Genomic DNA, 14046 nt, shown 5'->3' with positions numbered 1-14046 from the left:
TTGGAATCCACAGGATTCTATGAAACGAGCTTTCTCCTCCCTGATGCGGGGGCTGGTGCTGCTGGCCATGCTCTGGTCCACCGCCGCGTCCGCCACCGAAACCGCCCGGACTTACACCCTTTCCAACGGCATGACCTTGCTCGTACAGCCCGACCGGCGCGCGCCCACCGTGGTGCACATGCTCTGGGTGCGCGTGGGGTCGATGGACGAGGTCGACGGCACCTCGGGCGTGGCCCATGTGCTGGAGCACATGATGTTCAAGGGCACGCCCAGCCTGGCGCCGGGCGAGTTCTCCCGCCGCGTCGCGGCGCTGGGCGGGCGCGAGAACGCCTTCACCAGCCGCGACGCCACCGCCTACCACCAGCAGGTGCCCGCGCGGCACCTGGAGGCGGTGATGCGGCTGGAGGCCGACCGCTTCGAGAACAACCGCTGGAGCGACGACGAGTTCCGGCGCGAGATCGAGGTGGTCAAGGAAGAACGGCGCCAGCGCACCGAAGAGTCGCCGCGCGCCCGCATGTTCGAAGCCTTCGGCGCGATGGCGCTGCAGGCGCATCCTTACCGGCGCCCGGTGGTGGGCTGGATGAGCGATCTGGACGCGATGACACCGCAGGACGTACGGGACTTCCACCGCCGCTGGTATGTGCCGGGCAACGCGGCGGTGGTGGTGGCGGGCGATGTGGAGCCGGACGCGGTGCATGCGCTGGCGGAGTCCATCTACGGCCGCATCCCCGCCCGCGCGCTGCCCGAACGCAAACCGCGCGACGAACCGCCGCAGAGCGGACAGCGGCGCATGGAATACCGCGCCGCGACCGAGCAGGCGATGCTGGCCATGGCCTGGCCCATGCCGCGCCTGAAAGACCCCGGGGCCCGCGACGACGAGTCGCGGGACGCGCTGGCGCTGATCGTGCTGTCCGCGCTGCTCGACGGCTACAGCGGCGCCCGGCTCGACCGCGCGCTGGTGCAGGGCGCCGCGGGCGCCCGGCTGGCCGACAGCGCCGGGTCGGGCTATGGGCCACTGGGGCGCGGGCCGGCGCAGTTCACGCTGACCGCGGTGCCCGCGGCTGGGGTGGCCGTGACCGAGGTCGAGAAGGCGCTGCGCGCCGAGCTGGACCGGATCGCGCGCGAGGGCGTGGGGGAGGCCGAGCTGCAGCGGGTCAAGACCCAGTGGGCGGCGGGCGAAATCTACAAGCTCGACTCGGTCTACAACCAGGCACAGGAGCTGGGCACCTGGTGGGTCAACGGGCTCGGTCCCGGTAGCGCGGCGCGCCTGATGGACGCCCTGCGCGGAGTGACGGCCGAACAGGTGCGGTCGGTGGCGCAGCGCCTGTTTCCTGAAGAGCGGCTGAGTGTGGCGGTGCTGGTGCCCGACCCCTCGCAGCGCAGCACCCCCGCCAGGACCGGCCCCCGGCCCGCCCTGGGCCGCCACTGAACTTGGTTGATGCACCGATGACGAACCTCTTCCGCCTTGTTTTGCTGTGCCTGCTTTGCGCACCCGCCTGGGCCGCGATCCCGATCCAGCACTGGACCCATGCCAGCGGCGCCCGGGTCTACCTGGTGGCCAGCCCGTCGATCCCGATGCTGGACGTGCAGATCGACTTCGACGGTGGTTCGCGCCGCGATCCCGCCGACCGCTCCGGGCTCGCGACCGCCACCGCCTCGATGGTGTCGGCCGGCGTGGCCGCGCAGGGCGAGCATCCGGCGCTGGATGAAAACGCGCTTAGCGAGGCCTGGGTCGACCTCGGCGCCCAGCTGGGTGTGAGCGCCGGGTTGGAGCGCTTCGGCGTGTCCCTGCGCACCCTCACCGAACCCGAGCTGCTGGAACGTGCCCTGGCACTCGCGGCCCGCCAGCTGGCCGCGCCCGCGTGGCCCGAGGCTGTCTGGCAGCGCGACCGCCAGCGCTGGCTGGGCGCCCTCAAGGAGGCCGAGACACGGCCAGGGACCCTCGCGTCGCGGGCGTTTGCCCAGGCGGTGTATGGCGACCACCCCTACGGCCGCGAGGTCACCGCTGCCACGCTGGACGCGATGTCCGTGGACGACATGCGCCGCTTCTACCGACGCCATGCTGCCGCCTGCCGGGCCCAGATCGTGATGGTGGGGGCCATCGACCGCGCCACGGCCGGGCGCATTGCGGACCGGCTCGTGGCGGCGCTGGCCCCGAACGGTTGCGAGCCCCTGCCTGCGGTGGCCGAAGTCGCGCCTCTGGCGAGTGCCGTCGAGCGGCGCATTCCTTTCGACGCCGCGCAGGCCCAGGTCCTGATCGGCCAGCCGGGCCACCGGCGCAACGACCCGGACTTTTTCCCGCTGTTCATCGGAAATTACATCCTGGGCGGCGGCGGCTTCGTTTCGCGCCTGACCACGGATGTGCGCGAGAAGCGCGGGCTGAGCTACAGCGCCTACAGCTACTTTGCGCCGGGCCTGCACGCGGGCGCCTTCCAGCTCGGCCTGAGCACGCGGCCGGACCAGGCGGACCAGGCGATCCAGGTCGCACGCGAGGTCGTGCGACGCTTCGTCGCCGACGGCCCCACCGAAGCGGAGCTGCAGGCCGCCAAGGACTATCTGGTCACCGGGTTCGCCCTGCGTTTCGACAGCAACCGCAAGCTGCTGGACAACGTGGCCAACATCGCCTGGAACGGCCTGCCGCTGGACTACCTGGAGAGCTGGACCCGCCGCGTCGACGCGGTGACCACGGCCGACATCCGGCGGGCGTTTGCGCGCGTGCTGCAGCCCGAGCGCATGGTGACGGTGGTCGTCGGCGCCAAGCCCTGACTGGTTAAGCTCGGCGCATGAACAAAGCGCCGCCACGTCCCGCTGCACAGGCTGCGCACGAGGTCCGCATCATTGGCGGCCTGTGGAAACGAAGCAAGCTGCCGGTGGCCGACCGGCCCGGCCTGCGGCCCACGCCTTCCCGCGTGCGCGAGACGCTCTTCAACTGGCTGGGCCAGGACCTGAGCGGATGGCGCTGCCTCGACGTGTTCGCGGGCACGGGCGCACTCGGGCTGGAGGCCGGCTCGCGCGGCGCGGCCGAGGTAACGCTGGTGGAGCAGGACCCGGCGCTGTGCAAGTCCCTGCAGGCCACCGCACAGCGGCTCAAGGCTGGCACGGTGCGGGTGGAGCGTGGCGATGGCGTGGCCGCGCTGCGCCAGCGGGCGGGGCAGGGGCTGGATCTGGTTTTCCTAGATCCGCCGTTTGGCGAGGGCGGCAACGAAGCCTTGTTTGATGCGGCGCTGCGCTCGGCCCGCCAGGCGGTGGCCGACAGCGGTCTGGTCTACCTCGAAGCGCCGCGCACCTGGGGCGACGACGAGTTGGCGCAGATCGGCCTGCAGACGCACCGCCACGGCCGGGCCGGGCAGGTGCACTTCCACCTTCTGCGCCCCTTGCCGCCGCAGTGACAAGCGGCCAGTTTCGGGCGCTGCCGTTGGCCTTTGGCCGATAATCCCGCCATGTCCGATTCCGCCTCTCCCTCTCGCCGCATCGCGGTCTACAGCGGCACTTTCGACCCGCTGACGCTCGGTCATGAGGACGTGGTGCGCCGCGCCGCCGGCCTGTTCGATGAACTGATCCTGGCCGTGGCCATCGCCCACCACAAGAAGACGCGCTTCTCGCTGCACGAGCGCATGGCCATGGCCGCCGAGGTACTGGACGGGGTGCCGGTGCGCGTGCTGCCCTTCGACGGACTCATCATGGATTTTTGCCGTCAGCAGGGCGCCTGCGCCGTGGTGCGCGGCATCCGCAACATGACCGACTTCGACTACGAGGCCCAGATGGCGGCCATGAACCGCAAGCTGCTGCCCACTGTGGAAACGGTGTTCCTGCTGCCGCAGGCCGAGCTGCAGTGCATCTCCAGCACCTTGGTGCGAGAGATCTCGACGCTGGGTGGCGATGTGTCGCAGATGGTCAGCCCGGGTGTTGCTGCGCGCCTGAAGCCGCAACCCCTGCAAGCCTGAGGATGACACCATGGCCCTGATGATCACCGCCGAGTGCATCAACTGCGACGTCTGCGAGCCCGAATGCCCGAACCAGGCGATCTCGATGGGGGAGGACTTCTACCAGATCGACCCAAACCGCTGCACCGAGTGCGTGGGCCACTTTGACGAGCCGCAGTGCGTGCAGGTGTGCCCGGTCGAGTGCATCCCGGTCGACCCCGCCCACACCGAGAACCACGAGACGCTGTGGCAGAAATACCAACGCCTGCAGGCGGCCGGTCAGTCGCTGGTGTCGCCCGGCCCGGTGGTGTTGCCGCCTTCTGCCGGCTGAGCCGGGGTTGCTGCCGGCACCGGCTTCGGTGGCTTGGGGCGCGGCGGCTTGCTGGTGTGGATCAGGGCCGTGGCCTTGTCCATTTCTCCTGCGATCAGCTGTGGCAGTGCCTTGAGGGAGCGGTCCAGCGCCTGAGCAATCGCGATGCGGTCGTCCGGTGACGGCTTCTTGAGAACCCAGTTGGCCACTTCGTTCCGGTTGCCCGGGTGGCCGATGCCGATGCGCAGCCGCCAGTAGTCCGGGCTGCCCAGCTGGGCGTGGATGTCGCGCAGGCCGTTGTGGCCGGCGTGGCCGCCGCCCTTCTTGAGCTTGGCCTCGCCGGGCGGCAGGTCCAGCTCGTCGTGCACCACCAGCACTTCTTCTGGCGCGATCTTGAAGAAGCGCGCCAGCGAAGCCACCGACTTGCCCGACAGGTTCATGTAGGTCTGTGGTTCGACCAGCCACACGCTCTGACCGCCCACATTGGCGCGCGCCACCAGACCGAAATGCCCCCGCTCCATCTGCAGCGAGGTCTTGAGGATGCGCGCCGCCTCGTCCACAAACCAGAAGCCTGCGTTGTGGCGAGTGTCGGCGTATTCTGGCCCTGGATTGCCCAGGCCGGCGATGAGTCTGATCATGGCGTCGAATTATCAGGGCCACCAAAGACAAAGGCCCGCATGGAGCGGGCCTTTGAGAGGGGGACCAAGAATTACTTCTTGCCCTTGCCCTTCTTCTTGTCGTCGGCGGCAGCGACCACGGGGGCAGCCACCACTTCTTCCACCGGCTCAACGACGGTGGCGATGGTGATGTCCTTGCGGCCGTGGGTCACGATCTTCACGCCAGCGGGCAGCTTCAGGTCGCCGGTGTGGATGGTGGCGCCCTTTTCGGCGTTGCTGAGGTCGACCTCGATGAATTCCGGCAGCTGCATGGCCAGGCATTCGATCTCGATCTCGGTCACGATGTGGTTGACCAGGCACTTGTCGGTCTTGACGGCCGGCGAGTTCTCTTCGCCCACGAAGTGGATCGGCACCTTCTTGTGCAGACGGGTCTTTTCGTCCACGCGCTGGAAGTCCACGTGCAGGACTTGCGGCTTGTAGGGGTGGTACTGCACATCGCGCAGCAGAACCTTCTGGACCTTGCCAGCGAGTTCCATGTCGAGAATGGAAGCGTGGAAGGCTTCCTTCTTCAGGGCGTGCCACAGCGCGTTGTGATCGACTTCGATCGTCACAGGCGTGGTGTCACCACCGAAAACGATACCGGGCGCGCGACCGGTGATGCGCAGACGGCGGCTCGCACCCGTACCCTGCTTGGCGCGCTCAAAAGCGACAAATTGCATGACTGACTCCAGTGGAGGGGTTCCGCGACCAGAACGCCTCAGGTTGAAAAAGGCCGCACCACATGGCACGACCTGGCTTTTGTCACCTCAGAACAGGTTGTCCTGATCGGCGAACAAACTCATGACCGACTCGCCCGAGGCAATGCGCGCAATGGTCTCGGCCATCAGCGGTGCCACGGAGAGCTGGCGGATCTTGGCGCATGCCTGGGCGGCTTGCGACAGGGGAATGGTGTTGGTCACGACGACTTCGTCCAGGGCTGAGCCCTTGGCGATGCGGTCGATGGCCGGTCCCGAGAAGATGGCGTGCGTGCAGTAGGCGTAGACGTGCTTGGCGCCTCGCTCCTTAAGCACCTCCGCGGCTTTGACCAGCGTGCCAGCGGTGTCGATCATGTCGTCCATGATCACGCAGTTGCGGCCATCAATGTCACCGATCACGTGCATCACTTCCGACACGTTGGCCTTGGGGCGGCGCTTGTCGATGATGGCCATGTCGCAGCCCAGCTGTTTGGCCAGCGCACGGGCGCGCACCACACCGCCGACGTCGGGCGAAACCACCAGCAGGTCTTCGTAGTTCTTCTGGCGCAGGTCGCCCAGCAGCACCGGCGAGGCATAGATGTTGTCGACCGGGATGTCGAAAAAGCCCTGGATCTGGTCGGCGTGCAGGTCCATGGTCAGGACGCGGTTCACGCCCACGGTCTGCAGCATGTTGGCGACCACCTTGGCCGAGATCGGCACGCGGCTGGAGCGGGGACGGCGGTCTTGGCGGGCATAGCCGAAGTAGGGGATCACGGCCGAGATGCGCGCGGCGGAGGCCCGCTTGAGCGCATCGACCATGATGATGAGTTCCATCAGGTTCTCATTCGTCGGTGCGCAGGTCGACTGGATCACGAACACATCGCGTGCTCGCACGTTCTGGGTGATCTCGACCGTGACCTCACCATCGGAGAAGCGACCCACGTTGGCCGATCCAAGCTGGGTGTTGAGGTGCTGGGCAATCTCGGCCGCCAGGACCGGATTGGCATTGCCGGTGAAGATCATGAAATCAGGGGGCTGAACTTGCATGGTGTTCCCGGCTGTTTCAACGACCAGTGCACTGGCCGACAGCGGCGCAGCCGCTGGGTGTGTGGTTCAAAAAAATGGGTGGCAGGGGAGGAAGGACTCGAACCCTCGCATGCCGGAATCAAAATCCGGTGCCTTTACCAACTTGGCGACTCCCCTACTCAGGACATTCGTGAGGCTTGCGCTTCACGGACACCCGAAAAATGTCGCTGGTCACACATCCGTTGACCGGACTGACCGTCCCGATTTTACCCGGGACACCAGTCCAGCAATGGATGTGCATCCATGTTGCTGCATTCACGAACCACCCAGTCGGCTGGAGCGCCAGAGAGGTCCGTTGCCTGCGGCAGTTGCGCAAACACCGCGGTACCAGAACCGGTCATCCGTCCGTGAAGGCCACGGGCCGACAACCACTCCAAGCATCGCACCACGTCGGGACACAGTGTCTGTGCCACCGGCTGCAGGTCGTTGTGTCCGAAATCCAGAATTTTCTGAAGATCGCAGGCAACGCGGGCATTGCCGTTCAACTGTTCTGCATTGGTGTTTGCAGCAAAGCCTTGGAGTATAGCAGTTTTTGTGTCGCGTTGAAGTTCTGGCGAACTGAAAATTGCGGGAGTCGACGCGCCGGTGGGTGGCTTGATCACCACGAAGCGGGCGGACGGCAGCGACACCGGGGTGAGCTGTTCCCCCACACCCTCGACCCAGGCGTTGTAGCTACCGAGGAAGAACGGAACATCGGCGCCCAGCTTCAGGCCGATTGCGGAGAGCTTGCTCCTTGATAGCCCGAGCCCCCAGAGCCTGTTGAGCGCGAGCAGGCAGGTCGCTGCATCCGAAGAGCCTCCGCCCATGCCTGCTTCGGCAGGGATGCGCTTGTCCAGGCGGATGTGGACGCCCAGGGTACACCCCGTCGCTTCCTGGAGTGCCCGGGCAGCACGGACGCACAGGTCTTCGGGTGGCAGGCCGGGGAGCGTGTCTTCCCTGCTGATCACACCGTCTGGGCGCCGCTCGAAATCCAGGAGGTCTGTCCAGTCGATCAGCATGAACACCGACTGAAGGAGGTGATAACCATCGGCGCGGCGGCCCGTGACGTGCAGGAACAGGTTCAGCTTGGCCGGTGCGGGCACACCCTCCAGGCGTTGAAGCGGTTCGGTCGTTGGGGTCATGGCTGGAACACCAGGCGCAGTTCGGCGGTGGGCAGGGGCTGGAGGCGGCGTGCGACCACGCGTCCCTCGCTGTGATGGCTGAGGTCGGCATTCCAGCCACTGACATCGGCGGTTTGGCCTTGCAGCCAGCCGAAGAGCGCGGCCACGGGCAAGGGGGTGCCCCCCAGGTCTGCCGTGAGCTCGTCCAGCGAGGGGCGGCGGGTGCGCTGTGCGCCCTGTCGCAGCTCGGCGCCCTGCGGCGACCAGTGCACCGATGCCAGCACCGTTCCCAGCGGGGACGTCAGCTGCAGTTCGCCCTCAGCAGGGGCTCCACGAAGTTCGAATCCGGCGGAATACGATTGCGGCGGCTCGCTGTGAACAGTGAGCGCGAGGCGACCGCTCCAGGATGAGGCGTCCCTCGGTGCCTCCGGTCGGGGGGTTGCGCAACCTGCCAGCGCTATCGCCACCACGCCCAGAAGGGCGAGGCGACCACGATCCGCCTTGGTCATGGCTTGACGCGAAGACGCTGAAGGGTGCTTTGCAGCGTCTCGTTGTCGCTGGCCAGCAGCATCCCCTCACGCCAGATCTTCAAGGCCTTGTCCCGCTCACCGCTGACCCACAGAACCTCGCCCAGGTGGGCGGCAATTTCCGCGTCGGGGCGTTTTTCAAAGGCGGCATGCAGGATCTGCAGGGCTCGGGCTATGTTGCCGTCTCGGAACTCCACCCAGCCCAGGCTGTCCTGGATGTAGGCATCGTCGGGTGCCATGGACACGGCTTTTTCGATCAGCTGCCTTGCTTCGGCCAGGCGAAGGCCGCGATCTGCCAGGGAGTAGCCCAGTGCGTTGTAGGCATGGTGATGGTCGGGCTTGAGTTCGATCACCTGGCGGAACAGGCGCTCCATGTCGTCGATGCGGTTGAGCTTCTCCGCCATCATGGCCTGGTCGTAGATCAGGTCGCTGTCCTTCGGGAACCGGATGACCGCCTCGCCATAGAGCTGGTAGGCCTGCTCCCATTGCTTGAAATCCCGCAACAACTGCGCTTCGGCGACGAATTTCAGCCGCGCATCCTCGGGGCGCCGCTCGGGGTGGTTGCGCAACAACGCCCGGGCACGGTCCATTTGCCCCTGGTGGGCCAGCAGGGAGGCGCGGCGCATCTGTGCTGCCATGACATCGTCCGCGTTCTCGATCCGGTCCAGCCAGGCGCTGGCCGCCTGGAAGTCTTTCTGCTGTTCGGCAATCTGGGCCATCAGCAGGTAGGCCTGCGTCAGGCCGCGTGCGGCCCGCTCGTCGCCGGACTGGCGTGCCAGACCCATGTAGGTCTGCAGGGACTGCGTGGCGGCGGGCAGGCGCTTGTCCTGCACCTGCAGCGCAGCCAGCAGCAGCCAGGGTTCCATGGCCTCGGGCTGGATGCGGGTCAGGTTTTCCAGCAGGCTGCGCGCCTCTGCGTGGCGCTGAAGATCGAACAGGATACGGGCGTAGCCGAGCGCCACGGGGGCCGGACTGCCCGCCACCGGTGGGCTGGCTTTCAGCTGGCCACGAACCACGGATTCCGCTGCGGTCTGCCCTCGTTCCATAAGGTCCAGGGCGAGCAGGGCGGGAAATGGCGAGGACTGGTCGGCGGCGTGCCCGTTCCGGGCGGATGTAAGCGCCTGGGTGGGCTGGTTGTTGCCCATCTCCATGGCGCCGATCGTGGTCCATGCCGCTGCGGCGTGCGCTCCCTGTTTGATCGCTGGGGCGAGGGCTTCGCGCACCACCTGCAGGGCGGCAGCCTTGTCCGCCACGCGCGCGTAGATGCGGGGGATGCCGTTGATGGCGTCGTTGCGGGACGCTGCAGGGGCCTGGTCGAGCAGGCGACGCAGCACCGGACCGGTTTCACCCACGCGGTTGAGCGCCAGCAGAATCTCGAGTTCGAAGCGGTCGGCCTCGGGCGAGACCGGGATGGCCTGCGACCATGCGCGCGCTGCCGCTAGCGCCGCGTCTCCCGAGCGTGCCTGCAAGGCGATTTCCACGGCTCGGCGGAACAGGTCGGGGTCGTTCTGCTTGCGGGCAGCATCCAGGAGCAGCGAGTAACCGGTGCCGGGTTCGCCGGAGGACACGTTGAGTTCTCCCAGCAACAGCTGATAGAACAGGGGTGCGGAAAGCGCCGAGTTGGCCGCTGGGGGCTCTGCCGGTGGCGTGTCCTGGGCCAGCACCAGGGTCGGCGGACCCGCCAGGAGGCCGAGACACAGCACTGCTCGCTGCACTGTCCGGACGCTCCGACGTTGCGGGCTGTGGTGGCTGCGGTCGTGCGGAGTATTCATCAAGCTCATGATAATGGAAGGGTCCAGGTCGGCAGGTCTGGGATTCCAGTGCCCGGTCGGGCGTTCCCTTCATCCCCAGAAATCACCAAGCGATGCCCGAATTGCCCGAGGTCGAGGTCACCCGTCGCAGCTTTGCGGACCGTATCGCTGGCGCGCAGGTCCAGGGTGCGCTGATGGGCAAACCCCTGCGCTGGCCTCTGGGGGCCGATCCCGCCACGCTGACCGGCCGCCATGTCCTGGCGGTCGGGCGCCGCGGGAAGTACCTGCTGATCCATCTGAACCAGGGTGTGCTGCTCGTTCATCTGGGCATGTCCGGTAGCCTTCAGTTTGCCGGCGAGCTGCCCGAGCGCGGTGTTCACGATCATTTCGAGCTTCACACCTCCCGGGGCTTGCTGCGTTTGCACGATCCCCGTCGGTTCGGGGCCGTGGTGCTGGTCGACTCGATGGAGGATCCGCGGGCCCGCAAGCTGCTGGACGGCCTGGGAGTCGAGCCTCTGGAGCCCGGGTTCGATCCGGTTGGGTTTCACATGGCCTTGCAACAGCGTCGGGCCAGCATCAAGCAGGTGCTGCTGGCTGGTGATGTGGTGGTTGGGGTAGGCAACATCTATGCGTCCGAGGCCTTGTTCATGGCGGGCATACGCCCGACGGTGCGCGCCGACCGGCTGAGCCGCCCGCGCGCGACTCGCCTGCATGGGGCGATCGTCCATGTGCTTCAGCGCGCGCTGGCGCTCGGGGGCAGCACCCTGCGCGACTTTTCCAGCGCGGATGGCCAGAGTGGTTACTTTCAGATGGATGCCATGGTCTACGGTCGGGACGGGCAACCCTGCAGGGCCTGCGGCACACCGGTACGGCAGCTGCGCCAGGGACAACGCTCGACGTATTTCTGTCCCCGCTGCCAGAAGCCGTGAGCCGGAGGGGGCGCGATGCTATATTGAACGGATTCACTCCCCCACCGGCCCATGAGCTTCAACCAGGAATTCGACGACCACGGCGTATGGCGCAGGCAGTTTGCTCTGCGTCTCAAGCTCATGTCCGAATGGCTGCAGGACCACGAGCTGCTGGAGTCAGGGGTTCGCGAGCGGCTGGACCAACTGCATGCACAGGTCCGCAACGACAAGATCATGGTCGCGTTCGTGGCCGAGTTCTCGCGGGGCAAGTCCGAACTGATCAACGCAGTGTTCTTTGCGGGTTATGGGCGCCGGATCATGCCGGCCAGTGCGGGCCGCACCACCATGTGCCCCACGGAGCTGGGCTACGACTCCGAGGTCCCGCCCTGCCTGCGCCTGTTGCCGATTGAGACCCGTTTGCAGTCCAAATCATTGCTGGACTGGCGCAATGCGCCGGACAAGTGGGAACGGGTCGATCTGGATGTCAACGACCCACAGCAACTGGCGCGCGCTATCCAGAAGGTCGCCGAGGTGCGCCGGGTGACCCGTTCGGAAGCCACTGCGCTGGGCTTCTGGAACGACGAGTTGCCAGACGACAACCCGGTGATGGGCTCCGACGGGATGATCGAGGTGCCCAAGTGGCGGCATGCGCTGATCAACATGGCCCATCCGTTGCTCAAGCAGGGGCTCGTGATTCTGGACACCCCTGGGCTGAACGCGATCGGAGCGGAACCGGAGCTGACAGTCAGCCTGCTTCCCCAGGCGCATGCCGTGGTGTTCATCCTCGGGGCGGACACCGGCGTGACCAAGTCGGATCTCGCCATCTGGCGCCAGCACATCGCCGGGTTGCCCGAAGGCCAGGCCAACCGGCTGGTGGTGCTCAACAAGATCGACACGATGTGGGACGCGCTGAGCACCCCCGAGCAGGTGCAATTGCAGATTGCAGCACAGCGCACCGAATCGGCCGATGTGCTGGGGCTGTCGCCGCTGCAGGTGATCGCGGTGTCCGCACAGAAGGGGTTGCTGGCCAAGGTCAGCCGGGACGAGCGCCTGCTGCAGGCGAGCAACCTGATGGAACTGGAGACCGCGCTGGGCGTTGACCTGCTGGGCCAGCGCCGCCGGATTCTGGGCGCGGCGGTGGCCAGCGCGATGCAGGCCCTGCGCCAGGAGACGGGGCGTCTGGTGCACACCCGTGCCCGCGACCTGGTCGAGCAGGTGCAGGAGCTCGAAGGCCTGCGCGGCAAGAACGCCGGGGTGATCAAGCAGATGCGGCTGCGCATCGAGCAGGAGCAGGCCGAGTTCGACGCCAGTGGCGCCAAGATCCAGGCCGTGCGATCGGTGCATCTGCGGCTGCTCAAGGACCTGTTCTCGCTGCTCGGGCACTCCCATCTCAAATCGCGCGTGACCGAACTGGCGCGGGCGCTCAAACAACCCGGCATCAAGCTGGGCGTGCGCCGCGCTTACGGGCATACCTTCGAGCAGCTGCGGGCCGACCTTCTGAAGGCCGACCAGCTAGCGTCCGAGATCCAGTCGATGCTCGAAGGCAGTTTCAAGGGGCTCAACGCCGAATACGGCTTCTCCCTGCAGCCACCCACGCCGCCGCAGCTTCAGCAGTACCTGAAAGATCTGGAGCTCATCGAGAAGAGCCACCTGCAGTACCTCAGCCTGGGCAACGCCCTGCGGCTGGCCCAGCCTGAGTTTGGCGAGCGGTTGGCGCGCGCGCTTATGAGCCGGTTGCGGGTGGTTTACGACACGGCGGTCAACGCTGTGGAACTGTGGAACAAGTCGGCCGCGGCCCAGCTGGACGCCCAGCTGCGCGAGCGCCGCCGCAACTTCAGCCGCCGCATCGAAGCGGTGTCGCGCATCCAGCAGGCCGCGAGCGGGCTGGACGAGCGGATTCGCGAACTGCAGTCCCAGCAGGCCGAGCTCAACCTGGTCGATGCCAAGCTGGTGGAGCTGACAGGTCAGTTGCTGGAATCTCCCGAGGCAGCCCCGGCCGAAGTCGTCGAGGCATGAAGGTTCCAGGCCCGGTGAGCGCTGGTTTTGCGCCGGCCTTGGTGCATTGGCAGCGCCGCGACGGGCGGCACGGCCTGCCCTGGCAGGGCACCCGCGATCCCTACCGCGTGTGGTTGTCCGAAATCATGCTGCAGCAGACCCAGGTGAGCACCGTCCTGGGCTACTACCCGCGCTTCCTGGACCGGTTTCCCGATGTGCATGCCCTCGCCGCGGCGTCCGAGGACGAGGTGATGTCCTTGTGGAGCGGGCTGGGGTACTACAGCCGCGCTCGCAACCTGCACCGCTGCGCCCGTACCGTGGTGTCCGAGCATGGGGGCCACTTCCCCGCCACGTCGTCGGTGCTGGCCACCCTGCCGGGAATCGGGGATTCCACCGCTGCTGCGATTGCCGCCTTCTGCCACGGCGAACGGGTTTCCATCGCCGATGGCAATGTGCGCCGGGTGCTCAGCCGTTTGTTGGCCTTCGAGGGGGACCTTTCCCAGGCCCGTGCCCAGCGGGAGCTGTGGCAACTGGCCCAGTCGCTGCTGCCCGAGCGCCCTTCGGTGGACGACATGGTGGCCTACACCCAGGGCCTGATGGACCTGGGATCCGGTGTGTGCACGCTCCGGCAGCCCGCCTGCGAACGCTGCCCCGTGACGGCGCTCTGCGAGGCGCGCCGATCAGGCTCCACCGACTGGTTCCCGGTGAAGACGAAGCGGGTCGCCCGACGCCACGAGAGTTGGTGGCTGCTGGTGTTGCGCAAGAGCGTGGCGGGGCAGGCGTTTGTCTGGCTGGAGCGGCGGCCGCCACGCGGCATCTGGGCGGGCCTGCACTGTGTGCCGGTGGCCGGGGACGAGGCCCAGGCGCTGGCGGTGACCGGTGCCAACGCGGTGGCTGCCCGGCATCTGCCTGCACTGTCCCATGCACTGACCCACCGAGAGTTGCGGTTGCATCCGGTGCTGGTCGATCTTGTGCCTGGTGCGGTGGAGCTGGCAATCCCGAACGGTCGCTGGGTGCCGATGGACCAGCCGGGTGAGGTCGGTCTTCCTGCGCCCGTTCGAAGCCTGCTGCTGCAGCTGCCCGGCTGACGCTCGG

The 14046-nt window shown here is 67.0% G+C and carries 14 protein-coding genes and 1 tRNA gene; 8 read left to right on the top strand and 7 right to left on the bottom strand.

What is annotated here, in order from left to right; all coding sequences use genetic code 11:
• The first annotated feature begins 19 nt into the window (after positions 1 to 19).
• Genes HFL01S_RS04565 through HFL01S_RS04545 form a run of 5 tightly spaced genes read left to right on the top strand, consistent with a single transcriptional unit; the run spans position 20 to position 4254 of the window.
• Positions 20 to 1429, top strand: a complete 1410-nt coding sequence (locus HFL01S_RS04565; protein ID WP_066255296.1) for a M16 family metallopeptidase — start codon at positions 20 to 22, stop codon at positions 1427 to 1429.
• A gap of 17 nt (positions 1430 to 1446) precedes the next feature.
• On the top strand, positions 1447 to 2766 hold the full coding sequence (locus HFL01S_RS04560) for a M16 family metallopeptidase (protein WP_066255294.1): 1320 nt from the start codon (positions 1447 to 1449) through the stop codon (positions 2764 to 2766).
• A 17-nt stretch (positions 2767 to 2783) separates the two neighbouring features.
• Positions 2784 to 3389, top strand: coding sequence for a 16S rRNA (guanine(966)-N(2))-methyltransferase RsmD (rsmD, locus tag HFL01S_RS04555; RefSeq protein WP_066255293.1), 606 nt, complete (start codon positions 2784 to 2786; stop codon positions 3387 to 3389).
• A 51-nt stretch (positions 3390 to 3440) separates the two neighbouring features.
• Positions 3441 to 3944 (top strand): pantetheine-phosphate adenylyltransferase, encoded by a 504-nt coding sequence (gene coaD, locus HFL01S_RS04550; protein WP_066255290.1) that lies wholly within the window; start codon positions 3441 to 3443, stop codon positions 3942 to 3944.
• A gap of 10 nt (positions 3945 to 3954) precedes the next feature.
• Positions 3955 to 4254, top strand: coding sequence for a YfhL family 4Fe-4S dicluster ferredoxin (locus tag HFL01S_RS04545; RefSeq protein ID WP_066255287.1), 300 nt, complete (start codon positions 3955 to 3957; stop codon positions 4252 to 4254).
• Here HFL01S_RS04545 and pth read toward each other — a convergent pair.
• The 7 genes from pth to HFL01S_RS04510 all read right to left on the bottom strand — a co-directional run bounded on the left by pth (position 4203) and on the right by HFL01S_RS04510 (position 10000).
• The gene (gene pth, locus HFL01S_RS04540) at positions 4203 to 4871 is read right to left on the bottom strand and encodes an aminoacyl-tRNA hydrolase (protein ID WP_066255285.1); all 669 of its coding nucleotides are present in this window, start codon (positions 4869 to 4871) and stop codon (positions 4203 to 4205) included. The two genes, HFL01S_RS04545 and pth, sit on opposite strands and share 52 nt — an antisense overlap.
• A 71-nt stretch (positions 4872 to 4942) precedes the next feature.
• Complete coding sequence (locus tag HFL01S_RS04535) at positions 4943 to 5569, bottom strand: 50S ribosomal protein L25/general stress protein Ctc (RefSeq protein ID WP_066255282.1); 627 nt, start codon at positions 5567 to 5569, stop codon at positions 4943 to 4945.
• Positions 5570 to 5656: 87 nt separating this feature from the next.
• Positions 5657 to 6631: a ribose-phosphate pyrophosphokinase gene (locus HFL01S_RS04530; protein ID WP_066255280.1), complete on the bottom strand. Its 975-nt coding sequence runs from the start codon at positions 6629 to 6631 to the stop codon at positions 5657 to 5659.
• 79 nt (positions 6632 to 6710) lie between these two features.
• Positions 6711 to 6787 (bottom strand) — tRNA-Gln (locus HFL01S_RS04525).
• Positions 6788 to 6876: 89 nt separating this feature from the next.
• Positions 6877 to 7791 (bottom strand): 4-(cytidine 5'-diphospho)-2-C-methyl-D-erythritol kinase, encoded by a 915-nt coding sequence (gene ispE, locus HFL01S_RS04520; RefSeq protein ID WP_066255278.1) that lies wholly within the window; start codon positions 7789 to 7791, stop codon positions 6877 to 6879.
• On the bottom strand, positions 7788 to 8279 hold the full coding sequence (locus tag HFL01S_RS04515) for a lipoprotein insertase outer membrane protein LolB (RefSeq protein ID WP_066255275.1): 492 nt from the start codon (positions 8277 to 8279) through the stop codon (positions 7788 to 7790). The genes ispE and HFL01S_RS04515 overlap by 4 nt, the downstream gene beginning before the upstream one ends.
• On the bottom strand, positions 8276 to 10000 hold the full coding sequence (locus tag HFL01S_RS04510; RefSeq protein ID WP_245644731.1) for a tetratricopeptide repeat protein: 1725 nt from the start codon (positions 9998 to 10000) through the stop codon (positions 8276 to 8278). Before HFL01S_RS04510 ends, HFL01S_RS04515 begins: the two co-directional genes overlap by 4 nt.
• Before the next feature lie 161 nt (positions 10001 to 10161).
• On the opposite strand from HFL01S_RS04510, the gene mutM reads away from it, so the two are divergent.
• From mutM to mutY, 3 genes are read left to right on the top strand one after another with little or no spacing between them, the layout of a single operon-like run.
• A complete protein-coding gene (gene mutM, locus HFL01S_RS04505) occupies positions 10162 to 10977 on the top strand; it encodes a bifunctional DNA-formamidopyrimidine glycosylase/DNA-(apurinic or apyrimidinic site) lyase (protein ID WP_066255268.1) in 816 nt (271 codons plus the stop codon).
• Positions 10978 to 11028: 51 nt separating this feature from the next.
• A complete protein-coding gene (locus HFL01S_RS04500; protein ID WP_066255266.1) occupies positions 11029 to 12972 on the top strand; it encodes a dynamin family protein in 1944 nt (647 codons plus the stop codon).
• On the top strand, positions 12969 to 14039 hold the full coding sequence (gene mutY, locus HFL01S_RS04495; protein ID WP_066255263.1) for an A/G-specific adenine glycosylase: 1071 nt from the start codon (positions 12969 to 12971) through the stop codon (positions 14037 to 14039). The genes HFL01S_RS04500 and mutY overlap by 4 nt, the downstream gene beginning before the upstream one ends.
• The last annotated feature ends 7 nt before the right edge of the window (positions 14040 to 14046 follow it).

Origin of the sequence: Hydrogenophaga flava NBRC 102514, assembly GCF_001571145.1 — a bacterium.
Lineage (GTDB): Bacteria > Pseudomonadota > Gammaproteobacteria > Burkholderiales > Burkholderiaceae_C > Hydrogenophaga > Hydrogenophaga flava.
The sequence above is the reverse complement of the archived record's forward strand: the minus strand, read 5'-3'. Positions and strand labels throughout refer to the sequence as shown.

What these genes read in the sequence shown, in the direction of transcription:
- HFL01S_RS04565 (WP_066255296.1), top strand. Translation starts at nt 20, where the DNA reads ATGAAACGAGCTTTCTCCTCCCTGATGCGGGGGCTGGTGCTGCTGGCC.
- HFL01S_RS04560 (WP_066255294.1), top strand. Translation starts at nt 1,447, where the DNA reads ATGACGAACCTCTTCCGCCTTGTTTTGCTGTGCCTGCTTTGCGCACCC.
- rsmD (WP_066255293.1), top strand. Translation starts at nt 2,784, where the DNA reads ATGAACAAAGCGCCGCCACGTCCCGCTGCACAGGCTGCGCACGAGGTC.
- coaD (WP_066255290.1), top strand. Translation starts at nt 3,441, where the DNA reads ATGTCCGATTCCGCCTCTCCCTCTCGCCGCATCGCGGTCTACAGCGGC.
- HFL01S_RS04545 (WP_066255287.1), top strand. Translation starts at nt 3,955, where the DNA reads ATGGCCCTGATGATCACCGCCGAGTGCATCAACTGCGACGTCTGCGAG.
- pth (WP_066255285.1), bottom strand. Translation starts at nt 4,871, where the DNA reads ATGATCAGACTCATCGCCGGCCTGGGCAATCCAGGGCCAGAATACGCC.
- HFL01S_RS04535 (WP_066255282.1), bottom strand. Translation starts at nt 5,569, where the DNA reads ATGCAATTTGTCGCTTTTGAGCGCGCCAAGCAGGGTACGGGTGCGAGC.
- HFL01S_RS04530 (WP_066255280.1), bottom strand. Translation starts at nt 6,631, where the DNA reads ATGCAAGTTCAGCCCCCTGATTTCATGATCTTCACCGGCAATGCCAAT.
- ispE (WP_066255278.1), bottom strand. Translation starts at nt 7,791, where the DNA reads ATGACCCCAACGACCGAACCGCTTCAACGCCTGGAGGGTGTGCCCGCA.
- HFL01S_RS04515 (WP_066255275.1), bottom strand. Translation starts at nt 8,279, where the DNA reads ATGACCAAGGCGGATCGTGGTCGCCTCGCCCTTCTGGGCGTGGTGGCG.
- mutM (WP_066255268.1), top strand. Translation starts at nt 10,162, where the DNA reads ATGCCCGAATTGCCCGAGGTCGAGGTCACCCGTCGCAGCTTTGCGGAC.
- HFL01S_RS04500 (WP_066255266.1), top strand. Translation starts at nt 11,029, where the DNA reads ATGAGCTTCAACCAGGAATTCGACGACCACGGCGTATGGCGCAGGCAG.
- mutY (WP_066255263.1), top strand. Translation starts at nt 12,969, where the DNA reads ATGAAGGTTCCAGGCCCGGTGAGCGCTGGTTTTGCGCCGGCCTTGGTG.